Genomic DNA, 19,703 nt, shown 5'->3' with positions numbered 1-19,703 from the left:
CCCAGCTTCGCACGAAAGGGCCTGTCCGGCGCAGGGTGTTGGGACTGCTCGCCCGGCAAGGGTGATGTCAGCCGAGCAGGGCGCGCTCGGCCTGTCCCCACAGCTCCCCGAACACGGCGGCCACCGCCTGCACCGGCTCCGTGACCGACTGTCGGGCATGCGGTGACTCGGCGGCCTCCGCGCCCCCTCCCCCGGCTATCAGGGACAGCAGCAGCACGAACGCGGCGGCGGGGAGCAGCAGCGCCCACCACGGGAGCCGCGGGCTCTTCGCGGGAGCGCCGCGGAGCGGGGTGGTGCGGCTCGTGGTCGTGCGGCTCGTCGTGGTGGGGCTCGGAGTGGTGGAGCGCGCCGCGGTGCGGACGGCCGTGGTGTGCGCTGGTGCCGCCATGGGGCTCGCCTCCCGGTGGGTTTCCTTGCGCCGCGCGGCAGTTGCCTCCGCGTCACTACGAACGTACGCAGAGGGTGCGCTTCTTCCCATCCGGGGTTCCACCCATATATCCCTGACTCTTTCCCCCTAGGGGTTAGGGGGGTCAGCCCCACCACGGCCCGTCGCGGGAGGCGGCGGGCCGGGGGCTCAGGGTGCGGCGATGCTGGCGATCACGCCGATGACCACCAGGATCGCGAAGATGGCGGCCAGGACCAGCAGCAGCTTCCGCTGGCCGTTCTGCGGGTTCGGTTCGAGGACTGGCATGTGCGCAAGTCTCCCACTCGCGCCGCGGACCCCGTCCTCAGGGGCCCGCGGCGTCCTCAGGGGCCCACGGCGCGCTGCGTCCCGCGAAGGACCGCGCAGGACCACGAAGGGCCGCGAAGCACCGCGCAGGAGATACCCGTCAGCGGACCAGCGAAGAGCGGCGCACGCTCACTCGTCCTCGATGACCCGGTCCCGCCCGGCCAGCAGGCCCGCGACGATCTGGGCCAGCAGCAGCCCGGTCATCAGCAGCAGCGGCACGTGCCAGCCGCCGCTGGCGTCGTGCAGCGCGCCGACCAGCAGCGGGCCGGGGATGGAGATGAGGTAGCCGGTGCTCTGAGCGAAGGCGGAGAGCTTGGCGACGCCGGGACCCGTACGGGCGCGCAGCCCGATCATGGTGAGGGCCAGCGGGAAGGCGCAGTTGGCGACGCCCAGGATCAGCGCCCAGACCCAGGCGCCCGCCTGCGGCGCGAACCACAGCCCCGCGTAGCCGACCAGGCCGAACAGCGCGAGCACCAGCGCCAGCAGGCCCTGGTGGCGCATCCGGGTCGCCAGCTTCGGGAGGACGAAGGAGAGCGGTACGCCCATGCCCATGGTGACCGCGAGCATCACCCCGGCGGCGCCGGCCGAGACGCCCGCGTCGCGGAGGATCTGCGGCAGCCAGCCCATGACGATGTACGCGGCGGACGCCTGGAGCCCGAAGAAGACCGCCAGCGCCCACGCGGTCGGGGACTTGGCGACCCGCGGCGCAGCCGCCGCGCCCTCACGCGCGCCCTGCTCACCGGCCAGCGCACCGTCACGCTGCTCCGCCGGGCCACGCTCCGCCGAGCCGCGCTCGGCCTCGTACCGCTCAGCCTCGTACCGCCCGGATTCGTACCGCTCGGCCTCGTACCGCTCGGCCTCCTCGCTCTGCTCCGGGACCGCCTCCTCGGCGGCGCGGGGGTCGCGGCGCGGCCCCCTCTCCCCCAGCACGACGCCGGCCCACGGGACGGCGGCGAGCACGCCGAGCACCGCCCAGGCGCCGATGCCGATCTGCCAACTGCCGCCCAGCGCCTCGGTCATGGGGACCGTGACGGCGGCGGCGAGCGAGGTGCCCAGGGACAGGGCCATGGAGTAGAGGCCGGTCATGGTGCCGACGCGGTCGGGGAACCAGTGCTTCACGACGACCGGCATCAGGACGTTGCTGACCGCGATGCCCGCGAGGGCGAGGGCCGTGGCCGCGAGGAAGGTCGCGGTGCCCGCGGCGAACGGCCGCAGCACCAGCCCGGCGGCGACCGCGATCATGCCGGTGAGCACCACGGCGGCGGGCCCGAACCTGCGGGCCAGCCGCGGCGCGAGCCCGCCGAAAACGGCGAAGCACAGCGGCGGCACGGAGGTGAGCAGCCCGGCGACGGTGCCGCTCATGCCGAGCGCGGTCTGCACCTCCTTGAGCAGCGGGCCGAGGCCGGATATCGCGGGGCGCAGGTTGAGCGCGGCGAGCACCATGCCCACCACGACGAGGCGCAGGGTCCAGGGCCTGACGGACGGACGCGCGGCGCTCCCGGGCGTGCCGCGCGCCGGTTTGCCGCGGGCCGCGCCGTCCTGGCCGTGCTGTGCAGATGACTGCTTCAGGTGGTCGTCCGTCAATGGCATGCTCGCCATCATAGAATGATGGGACGAATTAAAGCGAACTGCTTATCGATAGCTCGTGGCAGCTTGCCGATACCCTCCGACCAGCCAGAAGCCGTCCCGCGACCGGTCCGGTCCCCGGTCCGGTCGATCCGATCCGCTCCACTCACGGGAGAGCCAGAGCCATGACCCTGTCCTCGCCGCAGCGCGCCGCGCTGTCCGACCAAGTGATCTCCGCGCTGCGCAGCCAGATCGCCTCGGGGGAATGGCCTGTGGGCTCCCGCATCCCGACCGAGCCCGAGCTCGTGGAGCAGCTCGGCGTCGCGCGCAACACGGTCCGCGAGGCGGTGCGGGCGCTGGCCCACAACGGGCTGCTGGACATCCGGCAGGGTTCGGGCACCTATGTGGTGGCGACCAGCGAGCTGGCCGGTGTGATGCAGCGCAGGTTCGCGGACGCCGACCCGCGGCACGTGGCGGAGCTGCGCGCCGCGCTGGAGGCGTCGGGCGCGCGGCTGGCGGCGCAGCGGCGTACGGAGCAGGACCTGGAGCAGCTCGAATCGCTGTTGGAGCGGCGCGAGGCGGCCTGGGATTCGGGGGTCGTGGAGCGCTTCGTCGCCGCGGACGCCGGGATGCACCTGGGCATCGTGGCGGCCTCGCACAACGAGGTGCTGACCGCCGTGTACGCGGACCTCGGCGACGTACTGCGGGACTTCCTGCGGCACGACGTGGGCGACGAGCTGGCCCCCGAGGCGCACATGGACCACGGGCGGCTGCTGGAGGCGATCAGGGAGGGCGACGCGGACGGCGCGGAGCGCGAGGCGCTCTCCTACACGCGGGAGTGGAGCTGCGGGACGCGGCGCGAGGAGGCCGCGGGGCCCGCGCCGGCGAAGAGCGGGGCGGGCGCGTAACGGGCGTTGCGCCGGGGCCCGTTCGCGGGCGTGCGTACACAAAGGACCGGCGGCCGGGCGCAGTTGCGTCCGGCCGCCGGTCCTCCTCGCGCCGGCGCGCTCAGGAGCGCACCTCAGGCGCGCGTCTCAGGCGTACGCCTCAGGCACCCATCATGTGGACGCCGCCGTCCACGTGGACGATCTCGCCCGTGGTCTTCGGGAAGAAGTCCGAGAGCAGGCCCACGATGCCGCGGCCCGCGGGCTCCGGGTCGGTGAGCTCCCAGCCGATCGGCGCGCGGTGGTTCCACACGTCGGCCAGCTCCTCGAAGCCCGGGATGGACTTGGCGGCCATCGACTTGATGGGTCCTGCCGAGACCAGGTTGCAGCGGATGTTCTTCTGGCCCAGGTCGCGGGCCAGGTAGCGGCTGGTGGACTCCAGCGCGGCCTTGGCCACGCCCATCCAGTCGTACTTCGGCCACGCGAACTGCGCGTCGAAGGTGAGGCCGACGACCGAGCCGCCGCGCGGCAGCAGCGGCAGGCAGGCGGTGGTCAGTGCCTTCAGCGAGTACGCGGAGACGTGCACGGCGGTGCCGACGTCCTCCCAGCTCGCGTCCATGAAGGTGAAGGCGCCCTGGGGGCCGAAGGCGATCGAGTGCACGACGCCGTCGATGCCCGACTCGTCGCCGAAGTGCTCGTTGACCTTGCCGGCGAGACCGTCCAGGTGCTCCTGGTTGGTCACGTCCAGCTCGATGACCGGGGCCTCCTTCGGCAGCCGCTTGGCGATGCGCTCGACCAGCGACAGCCGGCCGAAGCCGGTCAGCACGACCTCGGCGCCCTCCTCCTGCGCCACCTTGGCGGCGTGGAAGGCGATCGAGTGATCGGTCAGCACGCCGGTGACGAGGATGCGCTTTCCAGCGAGGATTCCACTCATGCTCAGTGACCCATGCCCAATCCGCCGTCGACGGGAACGACGGCTCCGGTGATGTACGCGGCCTCGTCGGAAGCCAGGAAGCGGACGGAGGAAGCGATCTCCTCGGGCCGGGCGTAACGGCCCAGCGGCACCTGCGACACGATGCCCTCGCGCTGCTCGTCGGAGAGCGCCTGGGTCATGTCGGTGTCGACGAAGCCCGGCGCGACGACGTTGCAGGTGATGTTGCGGGAGCCCAGCTCGCGGGCGAGCGAGCGGGCGAAGCCGACGAGTCCCGCCTTGGACGCGGCGTAGTTGGCCTGTCCCGCCGAGCCGAGCATGCCGACGACCGAGGAGATCAGCACGACGCGCCCCTTGCGCGCCCGCAGCATGCCCTTGGTCGCGCGCTTCACCACGCGGAAGGTGCCGGTCAGGTTGGTCTCCAGCACCGAGGTGAAGTCGTCCTCGGACATCCGCAGCAGGAGCTGGTCGCGGGTGACCCCGGCGTTGGCGACCAGCACCTCGACGGCGCCCTGCTTCTCCTCGATCTCCTTGTAGGCCTGCTCCACCTGCTCCGGCTCTGTGATGTCGCACTTGACCGCGAGGAAGCCCTCCGGGGGCTCTCCCGAGCGGTAAGTGACGGCGACCTTGTCGCCTGCGTCGGCGAAGGCGCGGGCGATGGCGAGGCCGATGCCGCGATTGCCTCCGGTGACGAGTACCGAGCGGCTCAAGGTGGGACCACCCTTTCTGGTTTCCGCGTGACAGCTTCCGCGGGCAGTGCAGCCGCGGACGGGATCTGTCCTGTCCGTACGAAAACTATCGGCTCACCGGGGGCGTCGCGGACTCGGGCGGCGACAGGGGGTCGCGTGACGTGCTGTGGATTCCCTACAGAAAGCGGGCAGGACAAGGCACGATCGGACCCCGAGACGACGGGAGGTCACCGTGCCCGCAGCACCCGACCGCTCCACCGGGCGGTCCGCCGCACCGGGTGGGACCGCCGCACCAGGCCGGTCCAGCGCACCGAGCGGCACCGCACCGATCGACGAGAGCTTCCTCGCCCTGCCCCTGCGCACCCTCGCCGACGCCGCGCTCTCGCGTGCGCGCGAGCTGGGCGCCGACCACGCCGACTTCCGGTACGAGCGGGTGCGCAGCGCCGGGTGGCGGCTGCGCGACGCGCGGCCCGCCGGGTCATCCGACACCACGGACACCGGGTACGCGGTGCGGGTGGTGCACCACGGGGCCTGGGGCTTCGCCGCGGGCGTCGAGCCGGATCCCGCCGAGGCGGCCAGGGTCGCCGAGCGCGCCGTACGGATGGCCGAGCTGTCATCGCAGGTCGCGGACGCGGCGGGCGGCCGCGACGCGGTGGAGCTCGCCGACGAGCCGGTGCACGGCGAGAGAGTGTGGGTGTCCTCGTACGAGGTGAACCCCTTCGATGTGCCGGACGCGGAGAAGACCGGCCTGCTGGCCGAGTGGAGCGCGGGGCTGCTGCGCGCCGACGGGGTGAGCCACACCGAGGCGGGGCTGCTCACCGTGCAGGAGAACAAGTTCTACGCCGACCTCGCCGGGACCGTGACCACCCAGCAACGCGTGCGGCTGCACCCGCAGTTGACCGCGGTCGCGGTGACCGACGGCGGGGACTTCGACTCGATGCGCACGCTGGCGCCGCCTGTGGGGCGCGGGTGGGAGTACCTCGTGGGCGGCACGGGCCGGTCAGCCGAGGGCCCCGGTGACGGCTCCGCCGGCGGCGCCTGGGACTGGGCGGGCGAGCTGGCCCGCATCCCGGACCTGCTGGCGGCCAAGCTGCGCGCGCCGAGCGTCAGGCCCGGCGCGTACGACCTGGTCGTGGACCCGTCCAACCTGTGGCTGACCATCCACGAGTCCGTCGGCCACGCCACCGAGCTGGACCGCGCACTGGGGTACGAGGCGGCGTACGCGGGCACCTCCTTCGCCACCCCCGACGGCCTGGGCTCGCTGCGCTACGGCTCCGAGGCGATGCACGTGACCGGCGACCGCACGGCCGAACACGGGCTCGCCACCGTCGGGTACGACGACGAGGGCGTGGCCGCGCAGTCCTGGGACCTGGTCAAGGACGGCGTACTGGTCGGCTATCAGCTCGACCGGCGCATCGCGCGGCGCACCGGCATGGGCCGCTCCAACGGCTGCGCCTTCGCGGACTCGCCGGCGCACGTACCGGTGCAGCGGATGGCGAACGTGTCCCTCGCGGCCGCGCCGGAAGGACCCTCGACGCAGGAGCTGATCGGCGGGGTGGAGCGCGGGATCTACGTGGTGGGCGACCGGTCCTGGAGCATCGACCAGCAGCGGTACAACTTCCAGTTCACCGGGCAGCGCTTCTTCCTGATCGAGAACGGGCGGCTCACGGGGCAGCTCCGTGACGTCGCGTACCAGGCGACCACCCCCGAGTTCTGGGGCGCGCTGGAGGCCGTGGGCGGTCCGCAGACCTACGTACTGGGCGGCGCCTTCAACTGCGGAAAGGCGCAGCCGGGGCAGATCGCGGCCGTCTCGCACGGCTGCCCGGCCGCGCTGTTCCGCGGCGTGAACATCCTCAACACGACGCAGGAGGCGGGACGTTGAGCGGCGAGCAGAGGTCATCGGGCGACCGGCACCCGCACGAGACGGTCGAGCGCGCGTTGGAGCTGTCCCGCGCCGACGGCTGCGTGGTCATCGCCGACGAGTCGTCCTCGGCGAACCTCCGCTGGGCCGGCAACGCGCTGACCACGAACGGGGTCACCCGCGGCCGCACCCTCACGGTGATCGCCACGGTGGACGGCGCGCGGGGCACGGCCTCGGGGGTCGTGTCCAGGTCGGCGGTACGCGGCGAGGAGCTGGAACCCCTGGTGCGGGCCGCCGAGGCGGCGGCCCGCGAGGCGGAGCCGGCCGAGGACGCGCAGCCCCTGGTCACCCCGGCCGAACGGGGGCCCGAGGCACCGGACTTCGCGGCCCTCCCCGACTTCACCGCGCCGCCGGACGAGACCTCGGCCGAGGTGTTCGCGCGCCTCGCACCCGCGCTGGGCGAGTCCTTCGCGCGGGCGCGCGCGGCGGGCCGCGAGCTGTACGGCTTCGCGCAGCACGGCGTGGTCTCCAGCTACCTGGGCAGCTCGACGGGGCTGCGCCTCCGGCACGACCAGCCCACGGGCACCCTGGAGATGAACGCCAAGTCCGCCGACCACGAGCGCTCGGCGTGGGCCGGACGCTCCACCCGGGACTTCCTGGACGTGGACGTGGCCGCCGTGGACGCCGAGCTGGAGCAGCGCCTCGCGTGGGCGTCCCGCAGGGTCGAGCTGCCCGCGGGCCGGTACGAGACGCTGCTGCCGCCCACCGCGGTCGCCGACCTGCTGATCTACCAGCTCTGGTCCTCGGGGGCGCGGAACGCGGCGGAGGGGCGCTCGGTGTTCAGCGCGCGCGACGGCGGGCACCGCGCGGAAGGCTCCGGCGGTTCCGGCGGCTCCGGAAACGGGACGCGTGTGGGCGAGCGCCTGTGCGGCCTGCCCCTCTCCCTGCGCAGCGACCCGTACGAGGGCGGCCTGGAGGCGGCACCCTTCGTGCTGGCCTACGCGTCGGGCGAGGACATGTCCGTGTTCGACAACGGGCTGCCGCTCGGGCCCACGGACTGGATCAGGGACGGCGAGCTGACCCGGCTGCCCACCTCCCGGCACAGCGCGGCGCTCACCGGGCTGCCGGTGGCGCCGCCGGTGGACAACCTCGTGCTGGAGGGCGGCGAGGACCGTTCGCTGGAGCAGATGGTCGCGGACAGCGGTCACGACGGACCCTGCCTGCTGCTCACCTGCCTCTGGTACATCCGCGAGGTGGACCCCGCGACGCTGCTGCTCACGGGCCTGACCAGGGACGGCGTGTACCTGGTGGAGCGGGGCGAGGTGACCGGCGCGGTCAACAACTTCCGCTTCAACGAGTCCCCCGTCGACCTGCTGGGGCGCGCCACGGCGGCCTCCCGCACCGAGCGCACCCTCCCCCGCGAGTGGTCGGACTACTTCACGCGCGCGGCGATGCCCGCGCTGCGCGTGCCGGACTTCAACATGAGCTCTGTGAGCCCGGGAGTGTGAGCGGCTTAGACTTTGCCGGGCGCCTCGTGTCCCCGCGTCCCGCGCCTCGCGGCGCGTACGCGGACGGGGCGCCCGGTATCCACAAGCCCACGACACTCAGGACAGATACGTGACACGCCTCGGCGACTCCGTGCAGCGCGCCAGCGAGCTGCTGGCGCAGGACCTCTCCTCCGACAAGACCGTCGAGCGGCTGCTCGCGGAGACGGGCTCGCGGCGCTATCTGGACCTGACCGATCTCCCGGCGGAGGACCAGGCCGCGCTGATCGCCTCGCGCGCGGTGGACCTGCTGCCCTCCGAGGAGCAGCTCGCCGGGCGCATCGAGGAGCGCGCCGGGCAGGGCAGGGGCCTGCACATCAAGCTGGGCATCGACCCGACGGCGACCGACGTGCACCTGGGCCACGCGGTGCCGATCATCGTGCTCAACCGCTTCCAGCGGATGGGCCACGACGTGACCCTGCTCATCGGCGACTTCACCGCGAAGATCGGCGACCCCTCGGGCCGCACGGCCGAGCGCCCGCCGCTGACCGACGAGGACATCGCGAACAACCTCGCGGGCTACCGCGACCAGGTCCGCCCCTTCGTCGACTTCGACAAGGTCAGCTTCCGGCACAACGGCGAGTGGCTCGCCCCGTACACCTTCCCCGAGCTGCTCCAGCTCCTCTCCCAGGTGCCCGCCTCCTCGCTGCTCCAGCGCGAGGACTTCCGCAACAGGCTCCAGGACGGCTCCGGCATCACCATGTCCGAGCTGCTCTACCCGATCGCGCAGGGGCTGGACTCGGTGGCGCTGGACTGCGACGTGGAGATCGGCGGCTCCGACCAGCTCCTCAACCTCCAGATGGGCCGCAAGCTCATGGAGCTGCGCGAGCAGAAGCCGCAGCTCGTGGTCACCATGCCGCTGATCGAGGGCACCGACGGCTCGGGCGCCAAGATGTCCAAGTCCAAGGGCAACTACGTCGGCCTGACCAGCACCGCCGAGGACGTCTTCGGCAAGATCATGTCGATCCCCGACCGGCTGATGGCCCCGTACCTGCGGGCCTGGACCGAGTGGACCGACGCCGAGATCGCCCAGGCCGAGGCCCGCATCGAGGCGAAGACCCTGCACCCGATGGACCTGAAGAAGGTCCTCGCGGGCGAGGTCGTCACCGCGCTGTACGGGGTGGAGGCGGCGATGGCGGCGCGCGCCGGCTTCGTCGCGCAGTTCTCCAAGAAGTCCTTCGCCGACGTGGAGTCCCTGCCCTCGGTCGACGCCGCCGAGCACGGCGCCGAGGGCATCGCCACGGTGCTCGCGAAGGTGCTGGAGTTCCAGCCCAGCGCCTCGGCGGCCCGCCGCGTGGCCAAGCAGAACGGGCTCAAGCTCGTCGTCGAACCCGAGGACGGCGGCGAGCAGCTCACCCTGGTGCTCTCCGAGCAGGAGGCGCTGCGCCCGCTCGGCGAGGCCGTCGCCGAGAAGCTGGCGGCGGCCGGCGCGCGCGGCACCGTCTACCTCAAGGCGGGCCGCAAGATCGCCGAGATCCGGGGGCTGTGACCAGCGGCTGCAAGGGGCGCCATGCGGCGCTCACTTGGAGGGACGAGCCCGGGGGAGCCGCCCTGCGCCGGGTGCGGTGACATGCCGTACGGGAAGAGGCGCAGCACTACCGGCTCCCCCGGGCCAGCGCCCCGGTCTCGAACGGGGATGAGCGCGGGCGTACCGTAAGGAGTGCCCGGGAACCTCGTGTGCCGGCCTGGTTCCGGCACGGTGAGCAGGTGGTGGAACGTGATGCGGAAGCAGCGCAGCCCCGAGGTCTTCCGGATCACGGGGGCCAGGCAGGGCCTGGACGAGGATGTACGCGGCAGGCAGCGGCGGTATGTGATCTCCATGCTGGTGCGCACCGTGTCGGTCCTGCTGACCGTCGTGCTGTGGAACGTCAGCAGGCCGCTGGCCGCGGTGACGCTGGTGCTCGGCCTGATCATGCCGTACGTGGCCGTGGTGATCGCCAACGCGGGGCGGGAGAACGCCCCTTCGCTGCCGGACACCTATTACGCGGGCCCCACGCGCCCCGCACTGGAGGAGCGGCACCCGTCCACGGAACCCGCGCCGGAGGGTCGCACCGAGGAGCCCGGCCCCAACGAGCCGCAGGCCGGGGGCAATTGACCCGGGCCGCACACGGCGGCCCACGGCGCAAAGCTCAAGAAAAGCTCAGCTCAATCCTGCCGATCCGGTGCACTGGGCAGGGTCATACGTGCCATACTTCAGAAGCGCTCCGCATCCCCCGTCGGGGCGACAGACCGACGCCGGGCGGCTCCCCCCGTGGCTGCCCGGCGTCGCTTCTTTTCCCGCACCGGTTCACACACCGGCTTCCGTTCATCTCCCCTTTTCCGTACGGCAGTTGGGCCGTCGGCCGCGCGTGCGCGCTGACCGGGGGCGATGCCTTTTCCGGGTGCGCGGGGTGCAGTGGTTGGATGGGGGCGTGATGTTTCCTGCTCCCGATGGCGCCGAAGGCCCCGAGACCCCGATCTGCTCCGCGAAGGGCTGCCGCGCATCCGCGGTGTGGGTGCTGGCGTGGAACAACCCCAAGCTGCACACCCCGGACCGCCGCAAGACGTGGCTCGCCTGCGAGGAGCACCGCGAGCACCTGGCGCAGTTCCTGAACATGCGCGGCTTCCTCAAGGAGACCGTGGGCCTGGAGGAGTGGGAGCGCCGGGAGACCCCGGAGGGCTGAGCGGCCCCTGGGCGCGGTCCCGCCGCTCCCCCGCGCAGGTCAGCCCCTGATCACGTGCCTCAGCCGCCGATCGCCGACATCGGGCGGTCCGGCTGGACGAAGGACGGGTCGTCGATGCCCGCGCCCGCCTTCTTGCCCCACATCGCCGTCTTCCAGCGCCGCGCGACCTCCTCGTCCGGGGCGCCGTCCCGCATGGCCCCGCGCAGATCGGTCTCCTCGGTCGCGAACAGGCAGGTGCGCACCTGGCCGTCGGCGGTCAGCCGGGTGCGGTCGCAGGTGCGGCAGAAGGGGCGGGTCACCGAGGCGATCACGCCCACCGTGTGCGGGCCGCCGTCCACGAGCCAGCGCTCGGCCGGCGCCGAACCGCGCTCCTCCTCGCCCTCGGGCGTGAGCGCGAAGCGGGTGCGCAGGGACTCCAGGATGTCCCCCGCGGTGATCATGCCCTCGCGCTGCCAGCCGTGCTGCGCGTCCAGCGGCATCTGCTCGATGAAGCGCAGCTCGTAGTCGTGCTCGACGGCCCAGGCGAGCAGGTCTGGGGCCTCCGTCTCGTTCATCCCCGGCATCAGGACCGCGTTGACCTTGACCGGGGTGAGGCCCGCCTCGCGTGCCGCCTCCAGGCCGCGCAGCACGTCCGCGTGCCGCTTGCGCCGGGTGAGCCGCTGGAAGACCTCGGGGTCGAGGGTGTCCAGGGAGACGTTGACCCGGTCCAGGCCGGCGTCGCGCAGCGCGACCGCGGTGCGCTCCAGGCCGATGCCGTTGGTGGTCAGCGAGAGCTGGGGGCGCGGCTCCAGCGCGGCGCAGCGCTCCACGATGCCGGTCAGCCCCGGGCGCAGCATCGGCTCGCCGCCGGTGAAGCGCACCTCGCGCACGCCGAGCTCGGTGACCGCGATGCGCACCAGCCGGACGATCTCGTCGTCGGTCAGCAGCTCGGGCTTGGCCAGCCACTGGAGACCCTCTTCCGGCATGCAATAGGTGCAGCGCAGATTGCAGCGGTCGGTCAGTGATACGCGCAGATCGGTGGCTACGCGGCCATAGGTGTCGAGCAGCATGCCGGCGGCCCTCCCACGGTTGCCTCAACTCTCAACTGTTCAGCAGCGTACGCGACGCCTCTGACATTCAACAGTTCGTTGATGTTGTGGGGCGTGCACGGTGTGTACGCGGGTTCCCCAGGGTGCCGGAGGGAATCCGCGCAGGCGAGCGCCCCCGGGGCTCTCGGTCCCCAGGGGCGCGGCGGCCTACGGCACGGTCAGTGCGCGCCGGTGCCGGTCAGTGAACGGACCTCCAGCTCGGCGTACTTGGCCTCGTCGGCCTCCTCGCGGGAGAACAGCGTGCCCAGCCAGCCGAGCAGGAAGCCCAGCGGGATGGAGACGAGGCCGGGGTTCTCCAGCGGGAACCAGGCGAAGTCCGCGTCCGGGAACATCGACGTGGGCTTGCCCGTGACCACCGGCGAGAAGAACACCAGCAGCACCGAGGAGATCAGCCCGCCGTAGATCGACCACAGCGCCCCGCGGGTGGTGAAGCGCTTCCAGAAGAGGCTGTAGAGGATCGTGGGCAGGTTCGCCGAGGCGGCGACCGCGAAGGCGAGCGCGACCAGCCCGGCCACGTTGAGCTTCCCGGCGAAGATGCCGAGTCCGATCGCGACGGCGCCGATGATGACCGCGGAGACGCGGGCGGCGGAGACCTCCTCCTTCTCCGTCGCCTGCCCCTTGCGGATGACATTGGCGTACAGGTCGTGCGCGAACGACGAGGACGAGGCCAGCGTCAGGCCCGCGACCACCGCGAGGATGGTGGCGAAGGCCACCGCGGAGATCATCGCCAGCAGGATCGCGCCGCCCGTCGAGTCGGCGCCGCCGCCGATCTCCTGGGCCAGCAGGGGCGCGGCCGTGTTGCCCGCCGCGTCCGAGGCGAGGATCTCCTTCTGGGAGAGCAGCGCCGCTGCGCCGAAGCCGAGCGCGATGGTCATCAGGTAGAAGACGCCGATGATGCCGATCGCCCAGTTGACCGACTTCCGTGCCGCCTTGGCCGTGGGAACGGTGTAGAAGCGGATCAGGATGTGCGGCAGCCCCGCGGTGCCGAGCACCAGCGCGATGCCGAGCGAGATGAAGTCGACCTTCGAGGTGGCGGTCTCCCCGTACTTCAGGCCCGGCTCCAGGAAGGAGGCGCCCTTCCCGCTGTTCTCCGCGGCGGCGCCGAGCAGCGAGGACACGTTGAAGTCGAACTTCTGGAACACCAGGAAGGTGATGACCAGGGTGCCGCCGATCAGCAGGCACGCCTTGATCATCTGCACCCAGGTGGTGCCCTTCATTCCGCCGATCGTCACGTAAAGGATCATGGCGATCCCGACGAACACCACGATCAGGTTCTTGCCGACCGTCCCGGTGATCCCGAGCAGGAGGGCCACCAGGGCGCCGGCGCCGACCATCTGGGCCAGCAGATAGAAGATCGAGACCACGATGGTGGAGACGCCGGCGGCGGTGCGCACGGGGCGCTGCCGCATCCGGTAGGCGAGGACGTCGCCCATCGTGTAGCGCCCGGAATTCCGCAGCGGCTCGGCGACCAGCAGCAATGCCACCAGCCAGGCCACCAGAAAGCCGATGGAGTAGAGGAATCCGTCGTATCCGGAGAGCGCGATCGCCCCCGCGATGCCGAGGAAGGAGGCGGCCGACATGTAGTCGCCGGAGATGGCGAGCCCGTTCTGGAATCCGCTGAACTGCCGCCCGCCCGCGTAGAAGTCGGTGGCGTCCTTGGTCTTCCGGCCCGCCCACACGGTGATGCCCAGGGTCACCACGACGAACGCCGCGAACAGGGTGATGATCAGCGGCCGGTGCTGGGTCGCGCCCTCGGCCGCGAGCTGCTGCATCCCGCTCATGCGTCCCCCTCGCGGTGCTGCCCGTCGCGGGGCTCCCCGCCCTCCAGGCGGGACTTGATGGCCTCGGCCCTGGGGTCGAGGGACTTCGCGGCATGCTGGGAGTACCACCAGGCGATCAGGAAGGTGGTCAGGAACTGCGCGAGTCCGAGGACGAAGGCCACATTGATGTTGCCGACGACCTTGGTGCCCATGAATCCGCCCGCGTAGTTCGAGAGGAGAACATAGAGCAGATACCACAGGACGAACGCGACGGTGAGCGGAAAGGCGAACGATCTGTGGGCGCGGCGCAGTTCGGAGAACTCCTGGCTACGCTGCACCTCCTGATAGTCGATACCGTCCGGCGGAACCGGACTGGTGTGGTCTGACGCGGTGGCCACTGTGACTCCAGTCAACGCAAGTGCTTACAGGTGTACTTGTGGATGGGAGAAGTGCTCGCCGGTCCCGGGGTCCCGGACGGTGCGCGCATCGTAGATCTTCCGCGAACGGCACGACAGTGCTTGAACTCCGTACATTCCGGCGGCCGTCAGAACTCTGCCGCGTCCGGCGCGCCATGTGATCGAAACATTCGGTCTTTCTTACAGAATCCATTGCTCGGCTTCACTTTCTGGCGTTAACTGCCCTCGCTTGTGGTCAACTTCGACACGACATGGAGACCCCATGGATTCACGACCTTCCAGACGGAGGCGTGCTCTCGCGCTGCCGCTGGGACTCGCCCTCACCGCGTCGCTCGGCCTGGGCGGTGCGGCGGTCGCCGCCTCCCAGGACTCGGCGCGGAGCGCGGACCGGGGCGCGGCGGCCGCCCAGGACGACGGCAAGAAGCTCAGCTACGTCGTCAACACCACGGCGGACGCCGGCACGGTGGCGCGGGTGAAGAAGGAGATATCCAAGGCCGACGGCAGTGTCGTCACGGCCTACCCCAGGATCGGCGTGATCGTCGCCCACTCGGCGAACCCGGAGTTCGGTGACGAGATGCGCGCGGTGCGAGGGGTCGACTCGGCGGGCGCCACCCGTACCGCACCGCTGAAGTCCGCGGCGACCACGGACGTGGGCAAGCCGCAGTACGTGAGCGCGGCCCAGGCCAAGTCCGCCAAGCTCGCGGGGGACAAGGGCGAAGAGCCCCTGGAGTCCCTGCAGTGGGACAAGCGCGCCATCAAGGCGGAAGAGGCCCACAAGATCAGCGAGGGCAGCCGCAAGGTGACCGTCGGCGTCATCGACACCGGCGTGGACGACACGCACCCGGACCTCAAGGCCAACTTCTCGGCCGGGCAGTCCGCGAGCTGCGTGGGCGGCAAGGCCGACACCAAGCCCGGCGCCTGGCGCCCCTTCGACCCGGCGAACGACTACCACGGCACGCATGTCGCGGGCATCATCGCCGCCCCGCGCAACGGCGTGGGCATCGCGGGCACCGCGCCCGGCGTGAAGGTCTCCTCGATCAAGGTGAGCGAGAAGGACACCTCGCTCTTCTACACCGAGGCCGTGGTGTGCGCGATGGTGTTCGCCGCCGACCACGGGGTGGACGTCACCAACAACAGCTATTACACGGACCCGTGGCTCTACAACTGCCGCGACGACAAGGACCAGGGCGCCCTGGTCGACGCCGTGACCCGGGCCGTGAAGTACGCGACGAACAAGGGTGTCGCGCACGTCGCCTCGGCGGGCAACTCCTCGCACGACCTGGCGTCCAAGGCCATCAAGGACGAGACCAGCCCGAACGACTCCACGCCGGTGACCCGCACCGTGGACCCGGCCAAGTGCCCGGACATCCCGTCCATGCTGCCCGGAGTGACCACGGTCTCCGCCACGGGCCCCGCGGCCAACCTGAAGTCGTACTACTCCAACTACGGCGCCGGCGTGATCGACGTCGCGGGCCCCGGCGGCGACTCCCGCTACCAGACCCCCGAGCCGCCGGCCAAGAGCGGCGGGGTCCTGTCCACGATGCCGGAGGGCGAGTACGCCTACCTCCAGGGCACCTCGATGGCGGGGCCGCAGGTCGCCGGGGTGGCCGCGCTGCTGAAGAGCAAGCACCCGCGCAGCACTCCGCAGGAGCTCGGCTGGATGCTCAAGGCGCAGGCGCAGGACGTCAAGTGCCCCGCGAAGTACGACCCCGACGGCAAGGGCACCTACGCGGCGACCTGCACCGGCGGCCCCGGCAACAACAGCTTCTACGGCTTCGGGCTGGTGGACGCGCTGAAGGCGGTCACCAAGTAACGCGCACCGCAAGCACTACGAGGTGACCTTCTGGGCCCGCTCGCCGGGCTCGGAGGGATCACCCGAGGGGCCGGGCCGCACCGAGGGTCCGGCCCCTTCCGCGTACCCGGGTTCGCCGTCGTACGAGGCCGGGTCGGCGTACGCAGGTGTGTCGGTGTACGCGACCCCCGGCTGCCATCCCGGGCCCCGGAAGACCCGGCCCGCGCGCTCACGCCAGGAGCCCGCCGCACGCAGATCGCGGCCGATCGCCGCGTACTCGTGTGTGGCGACGCGCAGCGGGTTGAAGGTGTGGATGTTCTTGGTGAGGCCGAAGACGCAGGGCTCGGTCTCCGGCACGAAGGTGCCGAACATCCGATCCCAGACGATCAGGATGCCCGCGAAGTTCCGGTCCAGATAGCCGCCCTGGGACGCGTGGTGCACGCGGTGGTGCGAGGGCGTGTTGAAGACGAACTCGATGGGCCGCGGCAGCTTTCCGATCCGCTCGGTGTGGATCCAGAACTGATAGACGAGGTTCGCCGAGGAGCAGAACGCGACCGCGGCCGGGTGCACCCCGAGCGCGATCATCGGTACGTAGAAGGGCCACACGGTCCAGGTGGTCCAGGGCTGCCGCAGCGCGGTGGTGAAGTTGAACTTCTCGCTGGAGTGGTGCACCACGTGGCAGGCCCACAGGACGCGGATCACGTGGTGGCCGCGGTGCGACCAGTAGTAGAAGAAGTCCTGCGCGAGCAGCATCAGCGGCAGCGTCCACCACAGCAACGGGATGCGCAGCGGCGTCAGTTCGTAGATCCCCGCGTAGATCGCGACGATCGGTATCTTCCACAGGGCGTCGAAGACGAGACTGCCGAGGCCCATGGCGATGCTGGTGGCGGCGTCCTTGGTCTCGTATCCGGCCGCGTCCTCGTCGGGATGCAGCCGGTAGCTGACCATTTCGACCACGGTGAGCAGCACGAAGGCGGGCACGGACCAGAGCACGACGTCGGGCAGGTTGGACGGCATGTCAACAAGGTAGGGCCGCGCGGGGCGCGAGGACAGGGGTTGTTACCCCCAAGTATCCGTCAAGTTCACGGACTTCCCTCGCACCCCGGGACAAGCCGCTCAGCGCTCCCTCACCACACCCGCACCCGCCCCTCCGGCGCGAAGGCGGGACTGGTCGCGCCCTCCGGGACCTTCTCCAAGGGCCGGGCGATCTCGTCGACGGTGGGCCCGCAGCGGGCGGCCACCGGGGCGAGGGCTTCCAGGTCGAAGCCGTACACCCGGGCCGCGTTGCCGCCCGCCATCGCGGCGATCTCCTCCTCGCGCAGCCCGGCGTAGGCGACCCGCAGGCCCTCGCGGGTGTAGGGGTGGGTGCCCTCGTCGTGCGGGTAGTCGCTGCCCCACATGATCTTGTCGAGGCCGATGCGGTCGCGCAGCGGCACCTCGTGCGGGCGCATGAAGCTCGCGCCCACGAAGCAGTTGTCCCGCCACACCTCGCTCGGCCCCTTGCCCATGGACTCGGCGAGCCCCGCGCCGAACTTGGACTCGGCTGTACCGGAGGCGTTGGTACCCGCCTTGGAGGCCGCGGCCACCAGGCGCCCGTGGTAGTAGTCCAGCATCTCCAGCACGCCGGGAATCCAGCCCGAGCCCTGCTCGGTGAGGACGAGGCGCAGCCCCGGGTGCCGACGGAAGGCGCCGCCGAACACCAGGTGCCACAGCGCCCGGTGGGAGAACCACGTGGTCTCCACCATGAACACCGCGCGCGCCGCGGGCTCCTCGCCGAGCGGCGGAGACGCCGACCCGCCGTGGTGGTTCACGGGAACGCCCAGCTCCTCGCACACGGCCCACAGCGGGTCGTACACCTCGGAGTACAGCTCGGGCACACCGCATCCGGGCGGGGTGCCGGGGAGCAGGACGCCGCCTGTCAGGCCCGCTTCGTGCGCCCAGCGGACCTCCTTGACCGCCTCCTCCACGTCGTTCAGCAGGATCTGCGCCACCCCGGCCCGGCGCCCCGGAGCGTCGGCGCAGAAGTCGGCGAGCCACCTGTTGTGCGCCCGCAGCCCCGCCCAGCGCTGTTCGAACTCCTCGCGGGTCGGCGCCGGGGCCATCAGCGAGGCGCTGGGGAAGAAGGGCGGGATGGTGTTGGGGTAGACGACCTCGGCGACGACGCCGTCCTCTTCCAGTTCGGCGAGCCTGCGCGCGGAGTTCCAGTTCCGGTCGGCGCTGTCGGCCAGCAGGTCCTCGTACGGATTGACGTACGTGGCCGCCCAGGCGTCGAAGGCGTCGTGGTGCCGTTTCTCCAGGTACGGGCGGTAGTCCAGGAGGTCGGCGCCGGCGTGGCAGTCGGCGGAGACGACCGTGTAGCGCCGCCGACCCTCCGCGTCCGTGACCAGCCCGTCGGCGGTCGTGGCCAGGCCCTGTCCCGAGGTCCGGGTCCCGGCTGTGTCGGTCGCGGATGTCTCAGTCATCGCCCACCCCCACGTACGGGAAGTCGAAGCCGGTCAGCCAGTGCCGTCCGGTCTCGCGGGACCGGCGCCAGGAGGACTCCACCGGCGCCTGGTTGGCGGGCTGGCCCAGGTCGTCGGGCGTGGGCCCGATGCGCTGCGCCACGGGGGCGAGCGCCGCGGTGTCGAAGCCGAAGACCTCGGCGGCCGACTCGCCCAGCATGCGCCGGGTCTCCCCCACCGGGATGTCGTGGAAGGTCTTGCGCAGCCACTCCGCGGTGTTGGGCCAGGTGCCCTCGGGGTGCGGGAAGTCGCTGCCCCACAGGATGTTGTCCACGCCGATCTCGTACCGCTGCGCCAGCTCGCGGCGCTTGGTGTTGGTGGCGCAGATGAAGACCTGGCGGTCCAGGTACTCGTGCGGCGCGCGCTTGAGCTCGGCGAAGGGCGAGAGCTTCTTGCCGCCGTGCGCGCCGAGGTAGAGCCGGTCCATGAACCACAGCAGGTTGGGCAGCCACCAGCAGCCCGACTCGGCCACGCCGAACTTGAGCCCCGGGTGCCGCTCGAACACCCCGGACCACAGCAGGAACCACAGCGGCCTCGACGGCCACCAGGTCACCTCGCTCACGTAGATGCCCAGGTGGTCGCCGTACTCGTGGCGCGGCGCCGCTCCCGAATGGGTGACCACCGGCATCCGGGTCTCGGCCGCCGCCGCCCACACCGGGTCGTAACGGCGGTCGTGGTACGGCTCCTTGTCCACCCACATCGCGGGGATCATCAGCGCGCCGAGCCCGGACTCCTTCGCGCGGTGGATCTCCGCGACGACCTCGTCGGGCTCGCCGGTGACCGGCAGCAGGGCCACGCCGCAGTGCCGTTCGGGGTGCTCGGCGACGAATTCGGCGAGCCACCTGTTGTGCGCCTTCGCGCCCGCCATGCCGAGCCGCGGGTCCTGGTCGCCGGAGAGGCCGAGGCCCACGCCGAAGGGCGCGGCCGTGCCGCTGTCCACCGCGTCGGCGTCGGGGAAGACGACCTCGGCCGCGACGCCGTCGCCGTCCAGTTCCTTGATGCGCTGCGCCGCGTCCCAACCGCCGCGCAGGCCCTCCTCGTTGTCCTCGAACCACTTGCGCGCGAAGTCCTCGTTGCGGATGCCGAGCCGGGTGGACTCGGCGATCCGCGCGTCCCGCTGGGCCAGGAAGTCGTCGAAGTCCCGGTGGAAGCGCGATTCCAGATAGGGCCGGTACCGCTCGGTGGGCAGCCCGGCGTGGCAGTCGGAGGAGATGATCAGGTACGGGTCGTCCTGTGCGGTCATGCTGCGCACACCCCTCAGTCGATCAGTCGATCAGT

General features: G+C 71.5%; 18 protein-coding genes. 7 read left to right on the top strand and 11 right to left on the bottom strand.

From position 1 onward, the window contains the following. Nucleotides 1-67: 67 nt before the first annotated feature. The 3 genes from ABEE00_RS32755 to ABEE00_RS32745 form a co-directional block, all read right to left on the bottom strand. On the bottom strand, nucleotides 68-388 hold the full coding sequence (locus ABEE00_RS32755; RefSeq protein ID WP_345749407.1) for a hypothetical protein: 321 nt from the start codon (nucleotides 386-388) through the stop codon (nucleotides 68-70). Nucleotides 389-574: 186 nt separating this feature from the next. Then, nucleotides 575-691 carry an SGM_5486 family transporter-associated protein gene (locus ABEE00_RS32750; RefSeq protein ID WP_345749406.1) on the bottom strand — a complete coding sequence of 39 codons (117 nt, stop codon included), beginning with the start codon at nucleotides 689-691 and terminating at the stop codon, nucleotides 575-577. 168 nt (nucleotides 692-859) lie between these two features. Then, nucleotides 860-2,320: a CynX/NimT family MFS transporter gene (locus ABEE00_RS32745; RefSeq protein ID WP_345749405.1), complete on the bottom strand. Its 1,461-nt coding sequence runs from the start codon at nucleotides 2,318-2,320 to the stop codon at nucleotides 860-862. A gap of 161 nt (nucleotides 2,321-2,481) precedes the next feature. Between ABEE00_RS32745 and ABEE00_RS32740 the strand changes: the two genes are divergently transcribed. Further along, complete coding sequence (locus tag ABEE00_RS32740; RefSeq protein WP_345749404.1) at nucleotides 2,482-3,204, top strand: FadR/GntR family transcriptional regulator; 723 nt, start codon at nucleotides 2,482-2,484, stop codon at nucleotides 3,202-3,204. 139 nt (nucleotides 3,205-3,343) lie between these two features. Here ABEE00_RS32740 and fabI read toward each other — a convergent pair whose 3' ends face one another. Together fabI and fabG are read right to left on the bottom strand one after the other, a co-directional pair. Further along, nucleotides 3,344-4,114: an enoyl-ACP reductase FabI gene (fabI, locus tag ABEE00_RS32735; RefSeq protein ID WP_345749403.1), complete on the bottom strand. Its 771-nt coding sequence runs from the start codon at nucleotides 4,112-4,114 to the stop codon at nucleotides 3,344-3,346. Between the two features lie 2 nt (nucleotides 4,115-4,116). Next, entirely contained in the window at nucleotides 4,117-4,821 is a 705-nt protein-coding gene (gene fabG / locus ABEE00_RS32730; RefSeq protein WP_345749402.1) for a 3-oxoacyl-[acyl-carrier-protein] reductase, read from the bottom strand. 307 nt (nucleotides 4,822-5,128) lie between these two features. Between fabG and ABEE00_RS32725 the strand changes: the two genes are divergently transcribed. The 5 genes from ABEE00_RS32725 (at nucleotide 5,129) to ABEE00_RS32705 (ending at nucleotide 10,868) form a co-directional block, all read left to right on the top strand. Next, nucleotides 5,129-6,682, top strand: a complete 1,554-nt coding sequence (locus ABEE00_RS32725; protein WP_345749419.1) for a TldD/PmbA family protein — start codon at nucleotides 5,129-5,131, stop codon at nucleotides 6,680-6,682. Then, complete coding sequence (locus ABEE00_RS32720; RefSeq protein WP_345749401.1) at nucleotides 6,679-8,169, top strand: metallopeptidase TldD-related protein; 1,491 nt, start codon at nucleotides 6,679-6,681, stop codon at nucleotides 8,167-8,169. The genes ABEE00_RS32725 and ABEE00_RS32720 overlap by 4 nt, the downstream gene beginning before the upstream one ends. 109 nt (nucleotides 8,170-8,278) lie before the next feature. Further along, nucleotides 8,279-9,694 (top strand): tyrosine--tRNA ligase, encoded by a 1,416-nt coding sequence (gene tyrS / locus ABEE00_RS32715; RefSeq protein ID WP_345749400.1) that lies wholly within the window; start codon nucleotides 8,279-8,281, stop codon nucleotides 9,692-9,694. 231 nt (nucleotides 9,695-9,925) lie between these two features. Beyond that, entirely contained in the window at nucleotides 9,926-10,300 is a 375-nt protein-coding gene (locus ABEE00_RS32710; protein ID WP_345749399.1) for a DUF3099 domain-containing protein, read from the top strand. Between the two features lie 319 nt (nucleotides 10,301-10,619). Continuing rightward, on the top strand, nucleotides 10,620-10,868 hold the full coding sequence (locus tag ABEE00_RS32705) for a hypothetical protein (RefSeq protein WP_345749418.1): 249 nt from the start codon (nucleotides 10,620-10,622) through the stop codon (nucleotides 10,866-10,868). A 59-nt stretch (nucleotides 10,869-10,927) separates the two neighbouring features. On the opposite strand, the gene moaA is transcribed toward ABEE00_RS32705, so the two are convergent. From moaA to ABEE00_RS32690, 3 genes are all read right to left on the bottom strand, one after another. Continuing rightward, nucleotides 10,928-11,917, bottom strand: coding sequence for a GTP 3',8-cyclase MoaA (moaA, locus tag ABEE00_RS32700; protein WP_345749398.1), 990 nt, complete (start codon nucleotides 11,915-11,917; stop codon nucleotides 10,928-10,930). 197 nt (nucleotides 11,918-12,114) lie between these two features. Beyond that, complete coding sequence (locus ABEE00_RS32695) at nucleotides 12,115-13,737, bottom strand: solute symporter family protein (protein WP_345749397.1); 1,623 nt, start codon at nucleotides 13,735-13,737, stop codon at nucleotides 12,115-12,117. After that, complete coding sequence (locus ABEE00_RS32690; protein WP_451918723.1) at nucleotides 13,734-14,114, bottom strand: DUF485 domain-containing protein; 381 nt, start codon at nucleotides 14,112-14,114, stop codon at nucleotides 13,734-13,736. Before ABEE00_RS32690 ends, ABEE00_RS32695 begins: the two co-directional genes overlap by 4 nt. A 280-nt stretch (nucleotides 14,115-14,394) precedes the next feature. Here ABEE00_RS32690 and ABEE00_RS32685 point away from each other — a divergent pair, with 280 nt between their 5' ends. Then, nucleotides 14,395-15,945 carry a S8 family peptidase gene (locus ABEE00_RS32685; protein ID WP_345749396.1) on the top strand — a complete coding sequence of 517 codons (1,551 nt, stop codon included), beginning with the start codon at nucleotides 14,395-14,397 and terminating at the stop codon, nucleotides 15,943-15,945. A gap of 15 nt (nucleotides 15,946-15,960) precedes the next feature. On the opposite strand, the gene ABEE00_RS32680 is transcribed toward ABEE00_RS32685, so the two are convergent. The 3 genes from ABEE00_RS32680 to ABEE00_RS32670 form a co-directional block, all read right to left on the bottom strand. After that, nucleotides 15,961-16,941, bottom strand: a complete 981-nt coding sequence (locus tag ABEE00_RS32680; protein WP_345749395.1) for a sterol desaturase family protein — start codon at nucleotides 16,939-16,941, stop codon at nucleotides 15,961-15,963. A gap of 110 nt (nucleotides 16,942-17,051) precedes the next feature. Further along, a complete protein-coding gene (locus ABEE00_RS32675; RefSeq protein WP_345749394.1) occupies nucleotides 17,052-18,386 on the bottom strand; it encodes an amidohydrolase family protein in 1,335 nt (444 codons plus the stop codon). Continuing rightward, nucleotides 18,379-19,668, bottom strand: a complete 1,290-nt coding sequence (locus tag ABEE00_RS32670; RefSeq protein WP_345749393.1) for an amidohydrolase family protein — start codon at nucleotides 19,666-19,668, stop codon at nucleotides 18,379-18,381. Before ABEE00_RS32670 ends, ABEE00_RS32675 begins: the two co-directional genes overlap by 8 nt. Nucleotides 19,669-19,703: the final 35 nt, after the last annotated feature.

Origin of the sequence: Streptomyces odontomachicola, assembly GCF_039605595.1 — a bacterium.
In the GTDB taxonomy this organism is placed as follows: Bacteria; Actinomycetota; Actinomycetes; order Streptomycetales; family Streptomycetaceae; genus Streptomyces.
The sequence above is the reverse complement of the archived record's forward strand: the minus strand, read 5'-3'. Positions and strand labels throughout refer to the sequence as shown.

What these genes read in the sequence shown, in the direction of transcription:
- ABEE00_RS32755 (WP_345749407.1), bottom strand. Translation starts at nt 388, where the DNA reads ATGGCGGCACCAGCGCACACCACGGCCGTCCGCACCGCGGCGCGCTCC.
- ABEE00_RS32750 (WP_345749406.1), bottom strand. Translation starts at nt 691, where the DNA reads ATGCCAGTCCTCGAACCGAACCCGCAGAACGGCCAGCGGAAGCTGCTG.
- ABEE00_RS32745 (WP_345749405.1), bottom strand. Translation starts at nt 2,320, where the DNA reads ATGCCATTGACGGACGACCACCTGAAGCAGTCATCTGCACAGCACGGC.
- ABEE00_RS32740 (WP_345749404.1), top strand. Translation starts at nt 2,482, where the DNA reads ATGACCCTGTCCTCGCCGCAGCGCGCCGCGCTGTCCGACCAAGTGATC.
- fabI (WP_345749403.1), bottom strand. Translation starts at nt 4,114, where the DNA reads ATGAGTGGAATCCTCGCTGGAAAGCGCATCCTCGTCACCGGCGTGCTG.
- ABEE00_RS32710 (WP_345749399.1), top strand. Translation starts at nt 9,926, where the DNA reads ATGCGGAAGCAGCGCAGCCCCGAGGTCTTCCGGATCACGGGGGCCAGG.
- ABEE00_RS32705 (WP_345749418.1), top strand. Translation starts at nt 10,620, where the DNA reads ATGTTTCCTGCTCCCGATGGCGCCGAAGGCCCCGAGACCCCGATCTGC.
- moaA (WP_345749398.1), bottom strand. Translation starts at nt 11,917, where the DNA reads ATGCTGCTCGACACCTATGGCCGCGTAGCCACCGATCTGCGCGTATCA.
- ABEE00_RS32695 (WP_345749397.1), bottom strand. Translation starts at nt 13,737, where the DNA reads ATGAGCGGGATGCAGCAGCTCGCGGCCGAGGGCGCGACCCAGCACCGG.
- ABEE00_RS32685 (WP_345749396.1), top strand. Translation starts at nt 14,395, where the DNA reads ATGGATTCACGACCTTCCAGACGGAGGCGTGCTCTCGCGCTGCCGCTG.
- ABEE00_RS32680 (WP_345749395.1), bottom strand. Translation starts at nt 16,941, where the DNA reads ATGCCGTCCAACCTGCCCGACGTCGTGCTCTGGTCCGTGCCCGCCTTC.
- ABEE00_RS32675 (WP_345749394.1), bottom strand. Translation starts at nt 18,386, where the DNA reads ATGACTGAGACATCCGCGACCGACACAGCCGGGACCCGGACCTCGGGA.
- ABEE00_RS32670 (WP_345749393.1), bottom strand. Translation starts at nt 19,668, where the DNA reads ATGACCGCACAGGACGACCCGTACCTGATCATCTCCTCCGACTGCCAC.